Below are 16,861 nucleotides of genomic sequence, written 5' to 3'. Positions count from 1 at the left end.
TCCGATAGAGGTCGCAGGCGGACAAAGCTGTCATGTCCATCCGGGAGTCGACAGACATGGCGGGGCGTTCCTATCCCGTTCGGCCCGACGGCGGGGATCCGCCTGCCGGCGCAGGTACGCCGTGCCTGCAGATTCTCGGTCCGTTACGCCTGTGGCGTGATGGCGCCGAACTGGACCCTGGCCCCCGTCAGCAGGCGCAGCTGTTGGCGCTGCTCCTGGCTCGCGTGGGCCGTCCGGTGAGCACGAGAGAACTGATCGACCTGATCTGGGCCGATGACGTCCCGGCCAGTGCGCTCAACGTCATCCACAAGTACATCGGGGCATTGCGGCGGGTGCTCGAACCCGCGCTCCCCGCTCGGCAGGCTGGTACATACCTGTACCGCCGCGGCAACGGGTACGTGTTCATCGCCGGTCCCGGCATGCTGGACCTCGTCACGTTCCGGGAACTCCTCAAAGCAGCCCAGGCCGCTCTCGCCGAGCAGGCTCGCGAAGTGGCGCTCGACCACTACGTCGAAGCGCTCGGCCTCTGGCAGGGTCCGGCGGGGGACGGAGTCTTCCACGGATCGACCGTGCCTCCGGTCCTGGCCGCCCTCGACGAGGAGTTCCATGCCGCCGGCGCGGCAGCGGCCGAGCTGGCCGTGGCGTTGCGCCAACCGGCGCGGGTGATCCCGCCGTTGCGGCTGGCCGCGTCGATGGCACTGTTCCACGAACCCGTACAGGCCAGCCTCATCACCGCCCTCGGCGCCGCGGGACGGCAGGCGGAGGCGCTGTCAGCGTTTCACGCGGTCCGCGACCGCCTCACCGAGGAGCTCGGCATCGACCCCGGCCCGGAGCTGCAGGCCGCGCACCTGCGCGTGCTGACGCAGACCCCGAGGCCGACCGTCCGGGCGAGCGTGGAGCACGAGAGCGAGGGCGAACGTGTACCGGCGAGGCGGGCAGCCGGCCTGGTCGGCCGGCGCGAGGAGCTCGGAGTGCTGCGGCAAGCCATCGAGGAGGCGCTCGCGGGCCGCACCGGGCTCCGCATCGTCGAAGGCGAACCGGGGGCGGGCAAGACGCGCCTGCTGGAGCAGGCCGCTGCCGCCGCGGACCAGCGCGGCGCGTTCGTCGTCTGGGCTTCCTGCCTGGAAGGCGACGGAACACCATCGATGTGGCCGTGGGAGCAGGCGCTCTCTGTTGTTCTTGACAGCCTGCCCGCGTCGGCGCGCGAGAAGTGGCTGGCCAGCGAACTCGGCAGTCTCCTCGAATCTCGACACGATGACGCCGCGCCGCCGGTTTCCGGCGCCCGCGGACAGTTCCGTCTGTTCGAGCAGGTCGTCACCGTCATTGGCCAGGCCGCAGCGGAACGGCCGGTGCTGCTCGTCATGGACGATCTTCAATGGGCTGATGCCGCCTCGCTCCAGCTGTTCGGCCACCTGGCGGGCCGGCTACCGACCGGCACCGCGATCATCGGCGCCCTTCGCGACCGCGCACCCAGACCCGGCTCCGACCTCTCGCGAGTACTGGCCGCCGCCAGCCGGCTGAACAGCCATCGCAGGATCCGACTCGGCCCGCTCAGCCTGACCGACGTGGCCGAACTCATCCGTCGCGAGACCGGCCACGAACCCGGCACGGACGTCGCCCGCGACATCCACGTTCGCACCGCCGGCAATCCCTTCTTCGTCCGCGAACTGTCGCGGCTCCTCGTCGACCGTGGCGCGGTCGGCGACGGCGCCGTATCGGCCCGCGCCGGGGTGCCGTCCACGGTGCGAGACGTCGTCCGCGATCGGATGACGGGCCTCGACGACGGCGGCCGCGACCTGCTGCGGGTCGCGGCACTCATCGGCCGTGACCTCGACCTCGGCCTGCTCGCCCGCGCCGCCGGCGTCGACATCGCGGACTGCCTCGAACGCCTCGAACCGCTGCGCGCGCTCGGCCTGCTCGAATCGGGGCCCCAGGACCCGTTCTCGTGGCGCTTCGCGCACGACATAGTTCGAGAGTCGGTCACCGAGACAACGGCACATCAGCAGGCCATCCGGCTGCATCTGCGCATCGCGGACGCACTCGAAGAAAGCCAAGCCGACGACGAGTCGATCACCGAACGCCTCGCCTACCACCTGCGGGCCGCCGGCCCCCTCGCCGACCCGGTTCGCACCGTGGAGGTACTGAAGCGCGCCGGCCGCCGCGCCGCGACCAAGCTCGCGGTCGCGGCCGCCGATCGGCACCTCGAACTGGCCGCCCAGATCGCGCGAACCGCCGGGCTCCCGGAACTCGAGCTCTCTGCCCTCTCGCTACTCGCCATCGCCCCGCGCCGGCAGGCCGGGTTCGGCGGCACGACGTTCGATCTGCTGGAGCGCGCGGAACACCTGGCGCGCCAACTCGGGCGGGAGGTCGAGGCCGCCGGCCTCCTCTTTGCTCGTCTGTTCGGGGCTTACACCTTCCTGGAGTGGGACCGCGAACATCTGGTCCGCCGGCTGTCCGAGCAAGGGGAGGCGTCCTGCGATCCGGTCGTCCAGGTGTACGGCCGGCAAGCCTGGGGCCTGCATCAGTGGGACAGCGGCAACATCGGCGAGGCATACCGGTGCCTCAGTGGGAACAATCCCGCCCTTCTCGACGGGGTGGTCTCGTCGCACAGCGAGACCCCGATCCGGCGTGACGTCTCGGGTGAGTGGCCCGGCTGGCTGGCCGTCGTGACCGCGCTCCACGGTGACGCCGAGACGGCGGGGACCATGATCGAAAAATGGAACGGCCCCGAGGACCTGTACGCCGTCGCGACCTGGGCGTACTACATCACCATCATCGCTTCGATGGCCGGTGACGCGGACTGGGTGATGCGCACGATCGAGCGGTGGATGGCCGTCGGTACGGGCCGCGCCGCCATCCAGCAGGAAAACTACATACGGCTGAACTGGTACTGGGCCCGCGCCCTCACCGGCGACAACCCGGCCGGTACCGCGGCGGAGGCCGAACAGCTCCTGGCCGGGACGCTGGTCGACCCTCCGCGGTGGGGCGTCGCGTGCCACCACGCACTGATCGCCGAAATGTGGCTGGCCGCCGGCATGCCGGACGAGGCAGGCGCCGCCCTCGACCGAGCGGACCGGGCCCTGGATGCCTACGGCCAACGCTACGCCGAAGGACTTGTCCTGCTGCTGCGCGCGCGCCTGCTCCACGCCCGCGGCGAACCCGCGGGCGTCGTGCGAGCCGCCGCCGACAAGGCCCACGAGCGATCCAACGAACGCGAGTCCTACCTCTTCGCCCGCCGCGCCGAAAGGTTCCTCGCCGAGCTTTGATTCACTTGAAGCCGCCCCGAGCATCACCAGGGATGGTTAGCGGGACGGGGCCCGGCTGAACTCGACGGGTGATCAACCAGCCGAACCCGGCCGCCGTGAAGAACATGACAATGCCGTACACCACACTCGGAATGGCCATCTCGGCACTGTTCAACAGCGCTGGGCTCAGCGCGACCGTGAGGGCGAGTGCGGTGTTGTGGATGCCGACCTCGAACCCGGCCGCGATGGCCGCGCGGTGGTCGACGTCGGCCAGGCGCGGCACGCCGTAGCCGATCAGCAGGCTCACGATGTTGAAGACCAGCACGGCCAACCCGACCGAAAGGAAGTAGTCGGCGAGGTTCTCCCGTTGCCCGAACAGCACGGCGAAGATGACGCCGACGAGGACCACGACTGACAGCACCTGGACGGGGCGGTTGAGCCGCTGCGCCATCTTTGGCGCCCGCGCGCGCACGAGCATCCCGATGGCGACCGGCACGAGCACGATCGTGAAGACCTGCAGCATCTTGTCGAACCGCAGCCCGATCGCGGCTTCGTCGGCCAGGAAGTACTCTGCCGAGAGGTTCACCACGATCGGCAGGGTGACCACCACCAGCACCGAGTTGGTCGCGGTGAGCGTGATGTTCAGCGCGACGTTCCCGCCAAACAGGTGGCTGTACAGGTTGGCTGTTGGGCCACCCGGCGACGCCGCGACCAGTATCAGCCCGACCGCCAGCTCCGGCGGGAGCCGGAAGGCGAGCGCCAGGCCGAAGCAGATCGCCGGCAGCAGCACGACCTGGCAGAGCAGCGCGACCCCGACCGCCTTCGGATGCCGACCCACCCGGCGGAAGTCGTCCACGGTCAGGCCGAGGCCCAAGCCGAGCATGACGATGCCGAGAGCGAAAGGCAGACTGGCCAGGATCACCGCAGAATCCATGGTGACATTCTCAGATACGCCGCGGCCGGATCACGGGCTGGCCCGGCGCTTCCGCGGCCCGCCGCGATCGTGCGATTCCCGCCTACCAGGCTCGTCGTCGACATGCTCGATCTCGACCCGAAACCGCCCAGTGCCAACGCGACCAACGTCATCTTCGGATTGCGGGCCGGCGCCCTGGTGGAGGTGTGCCGCTTCTCCTCGGCGGCGCACTGGCCTTCATATGCACGCTGATGCATCGTCCATCCTCGACGGAAATCGGTCGAATGACGCCCGGGCTGGTTCGGGACGGAGCCCGGCGCCGGCGCGTGCGCCCGGGCGATCGTCGCGTCCGTCCTGCCCCTCTGCGGCTTCGTCAGCCTGCGGCGTGTTTGATGAGGTCGGCCGCCGCGGCGGGTTTGGCGATCATCGCGACGTGTGAGGTGGCGGCTTCGACGGTGTGGGCGCCGGCTCGCTGTGCCATGAACCGTTGCGCCGCGGCGGGTAGCACGTTGTCGTTGCGGGCGACGAGGTACGAGGTAGGAATGGTCTTCCAGGCCGGGGGGCCGGACGGTTCCTGCAGGGTGCGTACGTCGCTGGGGCGCTGGCCGGCCCACATCAGGTTGGTGGTCGTCCTTGGCAGGTCTCCGGCGAACACGTCGTGGAAGGCCTCCTTCTTGATGTATCCGTCGACGCCGTCGGCGTAGGGGCGGATGTCCAGCGCCGTCTCGTCGAGTTTGCTTCCCGGGTATTTCGTCTGCAGGCCCAGGAGCGTCTCGCCCTGGTCGGGTACGAACGCGGCGACGTAGACCAGGGCTTTCACGTTGGCATTGCCGGTCGCGGCGTTCGTGACGACGATGCCGCCGTAGGAGTGCGCGGCCAGGACGAGCGGGCCGCCGAGGGTGGCGAGGATGCTGGCCAGGTAGGCGGAGTCGGCGGCCACGCCGCGCAGCGGGTTCGGTGGGGCGATGACCGGGTAGCCGTCGCGGATGAGCCGGGTGGCGACGTCGTTCCAGCCGGAGGCGTCGGCGAACGCGCCGTGCACGAGTACCACGGTGGGTTTCTGCCTGCCGTCGGGCCGGGCGAGCGCCTGCGCGGCGGGCGCCCCGACCACGGTGGCGGCCGCGACCGCGGCGGATCCGGCGAGCACCGTTCGGCGAGTTGTCGTCATCAATGTAGGCCCTTCAGCATCAGTTGTTGTCAGTCACCATCCAGGGGCCAGCGTAGAATCGGGTGCTTGACGTGCACTGGACAAAACCGGGGCCCGTGCCGTCGGCGGATCAACAGAAAATCCACTGCCCATCAAGTGCGTCGGCCTAGCCTGTGGGCATGGAATCAGCAAAAAGCGAAGCCGCCTGGAAGTGGGGCCTCTGGTCCCATATCTTCTGGTACGTTCTGGCCAATGTCGCCCAGGTAGTGCTGTGGGCGACCCTCACCTCGGATGTCTTCTTCTGGCCCCTGTACTCGATAGTGGCCTGGGGCATCGGCCTTGGGTTCCACATCTGGGCTTTCTCCAAGCGTCCCACGCTGGGTTCCACCTGAGCGGCGCAAGGAGAGCGCTGGCGTCTACGCCAGCCCGGTCAGCAGTTCCTCGGCGCGGCGGGCGAACAGGTGGGCCTCGCGCTTGATGGACAGGGCGCGAGCCCGCTCGGCCACGGCCCGGATGACGGCGGCGGGCTCGCCGCGTGCCTGCAGCAGCCGCGCCCGCATCAGGAGCACATGGCCCTCGGGGTATCGCTGGCCGTAGGTGTCGAGGAACGAGCCGGCCCGGTCGAGGGCGGCGGCGGCCTCGATCAGCATCCCGGCGGCCAGCCACATCTCGGCGAGCAGTCCGTACCAGGTGGCCAGGCCCGAGCGCGGCGGGTCGAGCAGGGCCACGGCGATGAGCCTCTCGGCCTCGGCCGCGGCGCCGGCCGGGTCCTCGCCGGTCACGGCCCGCGCCCAGCACCGGGCCAGCCGCTGGTAGCTGCCGAGGAAGACGAAGGAGAACTCCGGGTCCACCGCGATCCCCCGTTCCGCCGCGCGCAGCGCCCACGCCGGGTCGCCGGCCAGCGCCGCCACCGTGACGGCGAAGGCGGCCCAGACCGTGACCGCATAGGAGTCGTCGCCCGCGGCGGCCTCCAGCGTGTCGAGCAGCGCCCGCGCCGCGTCGACGTCACCGTGCAACGCCGTGTTCAGCGCCAGCATCACGGGTGAGAGCAACTGCAGGTCATGCCGGAGCGGATCATCCTCGCGCTGGGCCAGGCCATCGAACATGATCGAGTTGGACTGGCTCAGGTACCGGAACGCCTCGCCGATGTTGCCGACGTCCCACTGATGGATGCCCCAGGCGTGCAGGCCATACGTGCGCACGACCTGGTCGGGGGATGGCTCGCCCTCCTCGAGCAACCGGCGCGCGAGCCGGCCGGCGCGGTCGAGCTGGATGCCCTGGGAGTACGCCGCCCAGCGGGAGAAGAGGAAGTCGGCGGCCTCCCGTTCCCGGCCGAGGCCACGCGCCAGGTGCTCGGCGCGCTCCAGCAGGTCGGCCGCGGAGCCGACGTAGCCGGACCGCATCCCGATCACCGCGGTGAGCTGCGACAACGCGGACAGCTCCAGCTCCGCCAGGCTCGCCTTCCGCGCCACCTGCGCGGCCGACACCAGCTGCCGCGCGGCGGCGTCGAACGCGGACTTGGCCGCGGCGCGGCGCCCGGCGCGTTCCAGCGCGCCGGCGGTCCTGGCCGGGTCCGCGAGCGGCCCCGCGGCCCACAGATGGTGGGCGAGGCGTTCGGCGATGGACTCGCCGTCCGCGCCGGAGCGCTCCAGCGCGTCCGCGACCCGCAGGTGCAGCCGGGCCGCGCGCGCCGGCGGCGTCGTGCTGACGACCGACTCGCGGACCAGGTCGTGCGCGAAGCGGAACGAGAACGGGTCCCCGGGCTGGGGCTCGAGCAGGCCGAGCGCCTCCAGAGGCTCGAGACGGTCGATGCAGGCCTGGACCTCGAGGTCGGCCGCGCTCGCGAGCAGGCCGAGGTCGACGTCCCGGCCGATCAGCGCGGCGATCTGCGCCAGGCCGCTGGCGTCGTCGTCCAGGCCGGTCATCCGGCCGCGAACGACGTCCCGGACGGTGGACGGCACGCCGGCTCGTGCCGCCGCGTCCTCGTTGAGCTCCCCGCCGTCGGCGAGGAGTCGGGACAGCTCCCGGACGAAGAAGGGGTTGCCGGCGGTGCGGGCGTGGATGCTGCGGGCGACGGCGGGGCCGGGGACCTGCCCGGTCTCGCGATGGACCAGCTCCGCCACCTCCGCCTGGTCGAGCGGACCGAGCCGGATCCGGCGGTGACGGGGCAACCGGCTCGCCGTGGCGAGCATCCGCGCCAGCTCCGAGCCGGGCGCGGGCACCCGGTCGCGGAGCGCGCCGACGATCACGGTGCCACCTGGCAGCCGCGCCGCCAGGTGGCTGAACATCTGCAGCGAGGCGACGTCGGCCCACTGGAGGTCGTCAACGACGAGCACCACCGGCCGGCGCGCCGAGACCTCGCCTACTAGGGCGACGGCCCGCTCGAACAGCCGGAACTGGGCGCCGCTGTCCGGCAGTACCGGCGCGGCGACGACGCCTCGGGGCTCCACGAGACGGCCGAGCTCGCCGGCGTGCCACCCCTGGCGCGCCGCGGCGGGCAGGCCGTCGAGGACCACGCCGACCGCCTGCACCCATGGCCACATCGCCGGCGTCCCGTCGCCCTCGAGGCAGCGGCCCCACACGACAAGCGCGCCGAGCCAGTCCGCGTGGGCGCCGGCCTCCTCCAGCAGACGGGTCTTGCCCGCCCCCGGCTCGCCCTCGACGAGCACGAGCGCCGCGCCGCCGGCGAACGCCGAGGCCACCGCGTGCCGCAGCACCCCGAACTCCTCGACGCGACCGATCAGGCCGTCGACGTGCGGCGTCCCGAGGGCGGTCGTCCACGGCCGTTCGGCGGGTGCCTCCTCGGCGGGTGCTTCCTCGGCGCGGCCGACAGGCCTGGGCGGCTCGGTCGCTGGTCGCGCGGGCGTCGGTGGCTGCGCGGACAGGGATCCGCCCGCCGTCCCCGCCGACCCGCCGACGTCCGCGCCGTGGGGACCCGCCGACGTCGTTGGCTGCCCCAGGACCCGCAGGTGGGCGGCCCGCAGCGCCGGTCCGGGATCGATGCCAAGCTCGTCGGCGAGCTGGGCTCGCACCTTCTCGAACACAGCCAGCGCCTCCGCCTGCTGACCGGCGGCGGCCAGGGAGAAGACGAGACTCGCCTGTACGGTCTCGTGCAACGGCGCCATCCCCGCGGCCAGGCGCAGGGGCGCCAGCACGCGCTCGGGCTGGCTCCGCGTCGCCGCGAGTTCGGCCGCCGCCGCACAGGCGTCGAAGAACTCGTCGTTCAGCGCGGCGAAGACGGGCATCGCCCTCGGTCCGAGGGCCAGCCCGTCGCCCGCGGGGCCGTGCCAGAGGCCGAGCGCCTCCGCGTAGCTGTCGAGCGCCTCGCCGAGACGCCGCTCGGCGAGGCATGTCCTCGCCGTCTCGACGAGTTCCCGGAACGCGACGACGTCCAGCATGTCGGGGCCGGCCGCGAAAAGGTAGCCGCCACCGCGGCGCTGCAGGTACGACCCGGTTCCACGGGCGGGCAGCTCGGGCTCCAGCAGGCGCCGCAGCGCGCCGACGTACTTCTGGAGAATGTTGACGGCCGAGGGCGGGACGTCGTCGTCCCAGATCAGGTCGATCAGCTCGCTGGTGCTGGTCGGCCGCCCCGCACGGACGAGAAGCATGGCGAGCAGGTATGCCTGCTGCCGGGGCCCGGCGTCCAGCTCGGCGCCGGCCCGCCAGATCCGCAACGGACCGAGAATACGAAGACGCGGCTGTCCACTGGTACTCACGACGAACTCCTCCGCAAAGGCGATGCGCGCAGCGTCGCCGGAGAGTCGGTGCCCGCTGATCCGTCAGATGACCTATGTCGTGTCAGTCGACGCCGGCACCGGGCTGACCGGGTCGCCGAGCAGCGCCACAAGGCGGGACCGTTCCTCGTCCCGCCCGAAGATCGACCCAGGGGCACGCCGGAACCCTATATCCGGCGACAAATCCGGCGATGGTTCGTCCGGGAATCGGAGAAGGCCCCACCGGGCGTCGGGTGGTGCGGTGATCGGTACCCTGCCGGCGTGGGTCCGTCCGGCGCGGGTCCGTCCGGCGCGGCCTCGCCCGCGCTCGCCCGGTCCTGGCTGCCCGCCGGACCGTCCGGTACGCCGCTGCCCCTCCAGACGAGCGCGTCCCGGGTGTTCGCGGTCGGCGAGCTTCGCTCGGGCTCGACGAACGGGTGGTCACCGCGGTCGGTGAGTGCGCGAACGCGGTCTCCTCGGTGCACGCGGTGCTCGGGCGCGACTGACCACCAGCCGACGACCGGTCACTGAAACTACACTCACCACCGGCACCATGACCGCGAGGAGAATTTGCGGTTTCGGTGTCGAGGAGTTTGCCGTGGTAATTCCGGAGAGAACCCGGCAGGTCCAGGTGGACGGGCTGTCACTGGTGTGCCACGTGCGCGGTCGTGGCCCGCTGTGCGTGGTACATCCGGGCGGCCCGGGAATGCATTGGGAATACCTCCAGATTCCACTCGCCGAACGCGGGCTGACCATGGCATATCTCGAGCCGGCCGGAACCGGCGAGTCTGGCTTCCTCACCACGGAGGCGGGCTACGACGTCGCGACCTACGTGGCGCACCTGGACGCCGTGGTCAGGACCTTCGGCGGTGATCCGGTCTTCGTGCTCGGGCACGGGCACGGCGGATTCGTCGCCCAGAACTACGCGCTGCGCCATCCGGGGCGGGTAGCCGGCCTCATCCTCTACTCGACGAGCCCGGTCGCCGACGCGCGCACGTCGGCGTCGACCCGGGAGCTGCTGCGGCGCCACGCGGCCGAGAACCCGGCCCCAGGAATACTCGCCGCCTGGGACCGGACGCCGGGCACCAGCGCGGACGAGGCAACCGAGCGGCTGCGGGAGATCTTCCCGGCGTACTTCGCCGACTACCGGCGCCGCGAGGCGGAGTTCCGGCATCTGCGCGACCGGGTGCGCTGCTGGCCCCGGGCCCAGTCGGATTTCGACGTGCGGGACGGTCTGCCCTCGATCACCGCGCCCACGCTGGTCACCGCCGGGGCGCACGACGTCTTCTGGCCGGACGCGGCGGAGGCGCTGCGCTGGGGCATACCGGAGTCCCGCCTGGTGACGTTCCCGGAGAGCGGCCATCTCGCCCACCTGGAGGAGGCGGAGCGCTTCGCCCACGTGCTGCTCGAGTTCACCCGCCGGGTTTCCGGACCGATCCGCACGGCCCAGGCGTGAGGTCAGGTCACGGCACGCTGGGGTCGAGCTGGGTCAGCTTTTCCGCCAGAGCCCGCAGGCCGGCCCGCATGCGGTCGGGTCCGCCGTCCTGGAGGGACTCCAGCACCTCGCGGGCCCGCCCGAACGCCTCGAGCGCGCCACTCACGTCACCGACCGAGATCAGCAGCTCCGTCAGGCTCCGGATGGCTTCGAAATCCATCGGATAAATCCGAGGTATGGCGGTCTGTGGGGCCGCGGCGGTCGCACGGCCCGGCCCCGGGCTCAGCCTGGCCGCGATCGCGAACGCCAGCTTGAGCTGGTCCACGGCCTCGTCGAGCCGGCCCATCGTCGCGAGGTTCTGCGCGACGGCCACCCGGATGGAACCTTCCTCCTGCTGGTGCTCCTCCATCTTGGCGTCGAGGTCGAGGGCCTCCTGTAACACCTGGACCGCCTCCTCGTGCCGCCCGAGGCGGCTCAGCGACCGCCCGTGGTAGTCGAGGCTGCGGATCTCCGCCCGTCTGTGGCCGGCGCCGCGGCTCAGCGCCACGGCCTTCTCGATGTGGGCGAGCGCCAGATCGTGGCGGCCCAGCGCGGTGTGGACCGAGCACAGGTTCAGCTGCACCATCGCCTGTTCCGGGAGCATGTCGTGCGCGGCGAAGGCGGCCAGGGACGCCCGTAGCAGGTCGAGGGCCTCCTCGTTCGCGCCGAAGTACCACCGCGCACCAGCCAGCGAGCGCAGCACGTGCGCCTCGCCGATCACGTCCCCCTGCTCGCGCGCGGCGCGCAGAGCGAGCCGCATGACGTCCTCCCAGCCCTGGAAGAACCCGTACCACTCCAGGTACCACTGCATGGTGACGGCGAGGTGCCACGGGACGATGCCGTAGCCGGCCTCGGCCGCGACCCGGACGGCCTCCTTCAGCACGTCACGATGGCGGGCGAACCAGTCGAGCGCCTCCTGATACGAGGCCGGCCGCTCGGCAACGACGCTGGGCAGGGCCGGCGGGGGCACGATCGGGGTCCGGTGCGGTTCGAGCAGGAGCTCCGCGTTGGAGCTGCTGTGCAGGTAGTGCTGCAGCAGCCGGGTGAGCGCCGCCCGCCGTTCGGCTGGCGGCTCGGCGGCCAGCAGGAGCTCCTGCGCGTACGCCTTGACGAGGACGTGCGAGGTGAAGTGCCCGGTGGCGTCCTCGGTCAGCAGCGCCGCCTCGGTCAGCTCCTCCAGGGCGGCGCGGGCGCACCGGAGATCCCGGCCGGAGAGGCTGACGCACGCCTCGACCGTGATACCCGGGGTAAGCGCCACCGACAGCAGCCTGAACAGCCGGGCCGCCTCGGGGGTGAGCTGCCGGTACGACCAGGAGAACGCGGTCCGGGGATCGATGACTCCGCGACCGCCCGGGAACGCCTCGAGCCGGCGGGCGCCGTCCCGCAGCTCGGCGGCGACCGACTCCAGCGACAGTTGTGGGCGCGCGCCGAGCCGGGCGCCCAGGACGGCCAGCGCCAGCGGCAGCCGGCCACACGACTCGATGATCTCGTCCAGGGTGCCGGTGTCCGCCCCGACGGCGAACGTCCGGCTCCGCATCGCGGCGAGCCGGGTCCGGAGCAGTTCCCGGGCCTCCGGCAGCTGGGGAGGATGGGCCCGCAGCAGCCGCGCGCCGTCGGACGCGGCCAGGCCGAGCAAGGGGCGCCGGCTGGTGATCAGCACCAGGCTGTCGGCGGAGTTCGGCAGCAACGGGCGCACCTGCGACGCGTCACGCACGTTGTCCAGCAGCACCAGGAACCGCTTTCCGGCGGTCAGGCTGCGATACGTGCCGATCAGCGCGTCGAACGTGTCCGGGACGTCCGACGCGCGGACACCCAGCGCGTACAGCAGGGAGCGCAGGGCGTCGCCGGCGGCGACGCCGCCGTCCTCACCCTCGTGTCCTTGGAGGTCGAGGTAGAGCTGGCCGTCGCCGAACTCGCCGGCGGCCAGGTGCGCGAAATGCGTGACGACCGTCGACTTGCCCACGCCGCCCATGCCGTCCACCGCGATCACCAGCGGACTGGTGCGATCGACGCCGCGCATACCGGTGACCAGGTCGCGCAGGATGACCAGCTCGGCCTTGCGCCCGACGAACAGGGGTTGATCCGACGGCAGCTGCGCCGGGCGTATCGGGGGAACCAGCCGGGGCACCGCGGTCGGCATCACGGGCTCGGCGTGTTCCCGTCGCGGTGTGGGCGGCACCACCGCCTGGGTCAGCACCCGCTGCTGGGCCTCGCGCAGCCCACGCCCCGGGTCGATGCCCAGATCCTCGGCGAGCCGGTCGCGGATCGTCCGGTACGCCGCCAGCGCCTCGGCCTGGTGCCCAGCCGCGGCCAGCGCCGTCACGAGGCTGGCATGCACCGGCTCGTGGAACCGGCCCATCTCCACCGCCAACCGCAACGCGGCGAGGACCTCCACCGAGCGGTTCGCCCGCACGGCGAGGTCCGTGGCCGCGACGGCCGCGTCGAAGAACTCGCCGTCCACGCCCGCCAAGCTTGCCGAGACCGCCGCGCTGTCGGCCAGAGCATCGCCGGTGGATCCGTGGCAGAGCCCCAGCGCGTCGACATAGCGGTCGAGCGCCTCCCGCGGGCGGCCCTCGGCCACGCTCATCTTCGCCGCGGCGACGCGCCGACGGAACAGGGCCAGGTCGAGCATCTCGGGATTGGCCACGAAGCGGTAGCCGGTGCTGTGCCGCAGCAGGTAAACGCCGGCTGCCCGCGGCGGAAGGTCGGGCTCGAGCAGCCGCCGCAGTGCACCGACGTATTTGTGGATGACGTTCACGGCGCTGACCGGCGGCGCGGTCTCCCAGATCAGGCTGACCAGGTCGCTCGTGCTGACCGGCCGGCCCGCACGAACCAGCAGCAGCGCCAGCACACACCGCTGCTGCCGGGGGCCCGCGTCCAGCTCGACGCCGTCCCGCCAGATCCGCAGCGGACCCATGATCTGCAGGCGTAGTCGTGGCGCCACGGACCAACCTCTCGACAATCATCCACGAACGTCAGGCCCACCGCCGACCCGCGGCCGGTGCCGGCCTGGCCAACGGCCGCTCAGTCGGATTGCGTGCTGGCTGGTGTGGGGCGTAGCTGAGGTGCCGGCGGGGGCGAGTCCTCGGCTTCATGGAGGCCGTGGCGGACGTAGAAGCGCCGCAGGGGCGCCGGCGCCCACCAGTTCGCGTTCCCGAGCAGGCGCATCGTGGCCGGGACCAGTAGCGCCCGGACGATCGTCGCGTCCACCAGGATCGCGATGATCAGCGCCACTCCGATCAGCTTGATGAACGTGATTCCGGAGATCGAGAACAGCCCGATCACGACCAGGATGAGCAGCGCGGCGCTGGTGATGATCCGGCCGCTGCGCTGCAGCCCGACCGCGACCGCCATGGTGTTGTCTCCGGTCCGGTCGTACTCCTCGCGGATCCGGGACATCAGGAAGACCTCGTAGTCCATCGACAGCCCGAACACGATCGCGAGCACCAGGATCGGCTGGGTCGCCTCCAGCGTCCCGGTGGAGGTGAAGTTCAGCAGGCCGGACAGGTGGCCGTCCTGGAAGATCAGGACCAGCGCGCCGAACGAGGCGCCGAGCGACAGGACGTTCATCACGATCGCCTTGATCGGCAGTACGACCGAGCCGAAGGCGAGGAAAAGCAGGATGAACGTCGCGCCGACGATGATCAGGGCCATCCAGGGCAGCAGATCGCCCACACGGTCGAGCTGGTCGGCCAGCCGCGCGGTCAGGCCACCCACCAGCACCTCGCCACCAGGCGGTGCCGGTACGGCGCGGATCCGGCTCACGAGGTCCCGCCCCTCCGCCGAGATGGGGTCGCCCTGGTAGTAGACCGTGATCCGCGAGACATCGCCGGACTGGCCGGTGACCTCGGCCGAGGCCACCCCGTCGACGTCCCGGACCGCGGCGACGTAGCGATCCAGACCGGCCCGGTCGGCCGAGGTCACGATCGCCTCGATCGGCACCTGGCTGTTCCGGACGAAGTCGCGGTCGACGGCTTCGGAGACCACGCGGCTCTCGGTGCCCGCCGGGAGCACCCTCGGGTCGATACCGCCGAACTCGACGCGCAGGAACGGCGAACCGGCCAGCAGCAGGACCGCGAGCACCCCGACCGCGTACACGACCGGGCGGCGCATGATGCTGTGCGCGAGGCGGTACCAGAACCCGTGCGCGACCTCGACCTGCGCGGGAGCCGGCGGCGGGCGGCGGAACAGGCGCCGCACGGAGAGAGCCTCAACCCGGGGGCCGAGGATGCCGAGCAGGGCGGGCAGCACGGTGAGTGCCGCCAGCATCGCCACGACGACCGCGGACAGGCCGCCGAAGCCCATCGAGCGCAGGAAGGTCATCGGGAAGATCAGCAGTCCGGCCAGCGAGACCGCGACGGTGATGCCGGAGACCGCGACGGTGTGGCCGGCGGTGGCCATCGTGCGGGCGACCGCGTCCTCGACGCCGAGCCCGCGGGCGATCTCCTCTCGGAACCGCCCGACCATGAACAGGCCGTAGTCGATCGCCAGCCCCAGCCCGAGGATCGTCACCAGGTTGACCGAGAAGACCGAGACGTCGGTCAGGTAGCTCAACCCACGCAACGCGGTGAACGCCCCGAGGATCGCCAGACCGCCGATCGCGAGCGGCAGGCTCGCCGCGGCCACCCCGCCGAAGATAAGCACCAGCAGCACGAGCAGTACAGGTACGGAGATCGTCTCGGCAAAGGCGATGTCCGCCGCCACCTGCTCGCCGATGTCGTGGCTGACCGCGGTGATACCGCCTACCTGGGTCCGCAGGCCGGGCGCGACGAGCTCGTCCTCGATCTTCTCCAGCGCATCGCCGCGCTGCGTCTCGTCGTCGCCGGCCATGGTCAGCACCGCGAAGGTGGCGTGCCGGTCGTGGCTGACCAGGCCAGGGCTGTTCGTGCCCCAATAGGTGATCGTCCTGGTCACCACGTCGTCCGGGAGCGCGTCCAGCGTCTCGGTGACGGCCCGCCTGAACGCCGGGTCGTCGACCGTGGCGCTGGGGCTGGTGTAGAGCACCACCACGTCGTTGCCGGTCCGGCCCAGCGTCGCCTCGGCACGGTCCAGGGCGCGGGAGCTCTCGCTGGCCGGGTCCTCGAACCCTTCGGTGGTCAACGCGCCGAAGACCTGCGTACCCCAGATGCCGCCGAACGCGAAGAAGGCCACCGCCAGGCCGACCACCCACCACCGGCGGTGGAACATCGTCCGCCCCAGTCGCTCGAACATCGCTGCCCCCTTGGGCATTTCGCGCGACCCATGATCGCAGTGTGGACACAGGAGCTCATCGACAAATAAACGCACGCGCGTCGCACACTGGAATGTCGTCCTTCTCGACCGCGAATTCAGGGCCCTGGCAGGACGAATTCACGACCGCGATCCGATCCCGGCCGCGTCCACTTGTTTCCAGGCACCTTAGGGCCATGTTCTTGATGGCGAGTGAACACATAGTGGATCCGCCACCGGCCCTGACCGGCCCGCTGGTCTCCGCGCGGGAGACGCGCGCCGCGGCGAGCAGGCCTCCGGTTGTCCGGCAGGGCAGTCATGCACAAATCGTCAACTACCCGGTGATGTACTCGGGCCTCACAACTCCGGTCAGGAAGGCCGAAGAGCATGTCGCAGCCCACCGTCGTCCTCGTCCACGGCGCGTTCGCCGACGCGTCCAGCTTCGCCAGGGTGGTTCCCGAGCTGCTCGCCGACGGTCTCAGGGTGGTGGCACCCGCCGTGCCGAACCGCTCGCTCCTCGGCGACGCCGAGTACGTCGGGTCGGTCCTCGCGGCCATCGACGGCCCCGTCGTCCTCGTCGGCCACTCGTACGGCTGCGCGGTGGCCACCGCGGCCGGTGTCGCCGACAACGTGAAGGCCCTGGTCTATCTCGCCGGCTTCGTCCTCGAGGAAGGCGAGGCCCTGGGCGAGCTCCAGGGCCGCTTCCCCGACTCCGACCTGGCCCAGGCTCTGGTCGCCACGCCCTTCCCGGGCGGCGTCGATCTCTCGGTCGACGTCGAGAAGTTCCCGGCGGTCTTCGCCCATGACGTCGACCCGGCCGTCACCGCGGTGCTCGCCGTGTCGCAGCGGCCGTTGTCCGCGGCGGCGTTCGGCGAGAAGGCGCCCGCCGCCGCATGGCAAACCAGGCCGGCGTGGGGCCTCGTGGCCACCTCGGACCACGCCATCAATCCGGAGGTCGAGCGCTTCGGATACCGGCGCGCGGGGGCCGACACCGTCGAGGTGGACTCGTCACACCTGGTGATGTTCTCCCAGCCGACCATCGTGGCCGACCTGATCAGGACGGCCGTCAAGTCGGTGTCCGCCTGACCTGACGACGAGGCGGGGGGGGGGGGCGCCCCCCCCCCCCCGCCCCCCCCCCCCCCAAGAGATAAACAAAAGAAA

The 16,861-nt window shown here is 71.4% G+C and carries 9 protein-coding genes; 4 read left to right on the top strand and 5 right to left on the bottom strand.

The annotated features are described in order from the left end of the window. The first annotated feature begins 32 nt into the window (after positions 1–32). Positions 33–3,266, top strand: a complete 3,234-nt coding sequence (locus QOZ89_RS07630; protein ID WP_083419240.1) for an ATP-binding protein — start codon at positions 33–35, stop codon at positions 3,264–3,266. A 1-nt stretch (position 3,267) separates the two neighbouring features. Here the strand turns inward: QOZ89_RS07630 and QOZ89_RS07625 are convergent, their stop codons facing one another. Beyond that, positions 3,268–4,179, bottom strand: a complete 912-nt coding sequence (locus tag QOZ89_RS07625; protein WP_071051128.1) for a bile acid:sodium symporter family protein — start codon at positions 4,177–4,179, stop codon at positions 3,268–3,270. A 352-nt stretch (positions 4,180–4,531) separates the two neighbouring features. Beyond that, entirely contained in the window at positions 4,532–5,326 is a 795-nt protein-coding gene (locus tag QOZ89_RS07620) for an alpha/beta fold hydrolase (protein WP_071051127.1), read from the bottom strand. A 158-nt stretch (positions 5,327–5,484) separates the two neighbouring features. Here QOZ89_RS07620 and QOZ89_RS07615 point away from each other — a divergent pair, with 158 nt between their 5' ends. After that, positions 5,485–5,697 carry a 2TM domain-containing protein gene (locus tag QOZ89_RS07615; protein WP_071051201.1) on the top strand — a complete coding sequence of 71 codons (213 nt, stop codon included), beginning with the start codon at positions 5,485–5,487 and terminating at the stop codon, positions 5,695–5,697. A gap of 24 nt (positions 5,698–5,721) precedes the next feature. Here the strand turns inward: QOZ89_RS07615 and QOZ89_RS07610 are convergent, their stop codons facing one another. After that, a complete protein-coding gene (locus QOZ89_RS07610; protein ID WP_071051126.1) occupies positions 5,722–9,021 on the bottom strand; it encodes an ATP-binding protein in 3,300 nt (1,099 codons plus the stop codon). A 595-nt stretch (positions 9,022–9,616) separates the two neighbouring features. On the opposite strand from QOZ89_RS07610, the gene QOZ89_RS07605 reads away from it, so the two are divergent. Beyond that, positions 9,617–10,474 carry an alpha/beta fold hydrolase gene (locus tag QOZ89_RS07605; protein ID WP_157910567.1) on the top strand — a complete coding sequence of 286 codons (858 nt, stop codon included), beginning with the start codon at positions 9,617–9,619 and terminating at the stop codon, positions 10,472–10,474. A 7-nt stretch (positions 10,475–10,481) separates the two neighbouring features. On the opposite strand, the gene QOZ89_RS07600 is transcribed toward QOZ89_RS07605, so the two are convergent. Further along, the gene (locus QOZ89_RS07600; protein ID WP_198543398.1) at positions 10,482–13,436 is read right to left on the bottom strand and encodes an AfsR/SARP family transcriptional regulator; all 2,955 of its coding nucleotides are present in this window, start codon (positions 13,434–13,436) and stop codon (positions 10,482–10,484) included. Between the two features lie 80 nt (positions 13,437–13,516). Then, positions 13,517–15,703 (bottom strand): MMPL family transporter, encoded by a 2,187-nt coding sequence (locus QOZ89_RS07595; protein WP_071051124.1) that lies wholly within the window; start codon positions 15,701–15,703, stop codon positions 13,517–13,519. 384 nt (positions 15,704–16,087) lie between these two features. Here QOZ89_RS07595 and QOZ89_RS07590 point away from each other — a divergent pair, with 384 nt between their 5' ends. After that, positions 16,088–16,786 carry an alpha/beta fold hydrolase gene (locus tag QOZ89_RS07590; protein ID WP_071051123.1) on the top strand — a complete coding sequence of 233 codons (699 nt, stop codon included), beginning with the start codon at positions 16,088–16,090 and terminating at the stop codon, positions 16,784–16,786. The last annotated feature ends 75 nt before the right edge of the window (positions 16,787–16,861 follow it).

It is taken from the genome of Pseudofrankia coriaricola (assembly GCF_032027725.1).
Lineage (GTDB): Bacteria > Actinomycetota > Actinomycetes > Frankiales > Frankiaceae > Pseudofrankia.
Note: the sequence above shows the minus strand (reverse complement) of the source record. Positions and strands in the feature narration are given on the sequence as shown.

Coding starts and splice junctions, on each gene's coding strand:
- QOZ89_RS07630 (WP_083419240.1), top strand. CDS start 33: ATGTCCATCCGGGAGTCGACAGACATGGCGGGGCGTTCCTATCCCGTT.
- QOZ89_RS07625 (WP_071051128.1), bottom strand. CDS start 4,179: ATGGATTCTGCGGTGATCCTGGCCAGTCTGCCTTTCGCTCTCGGCATC.
- QOZ89_RS07620 (WP_071051127.1), bottom strand. CDS start 5,326: ATGACGACAACTCGCCGAACGGTGCTCGCCGGATCCGCCGCGGTCGCG.
- QOZ89_RS07615 (WP_071051201.1), top strand. CDS start 5,485: ATGGAATCAGCAAAAAGCGAAGCCGCCTGGAAGTGGGGCCTCTGGTCC.
- QOZ89_RS07595 (WP_071051124.1), bottom strand. CDS start 15,703: ATGTTCGAGCGACTGGGGCGGACGATGTTCCACCGCCGGTGGTGGGTG.
- QOZ89_RS07590 (WP_071051123.1), top strand. CDS start 16,088: ATGTCGCAGCCCACCGTCGTCCTCGTCCACGGCGCGTTCGCCGACGCG.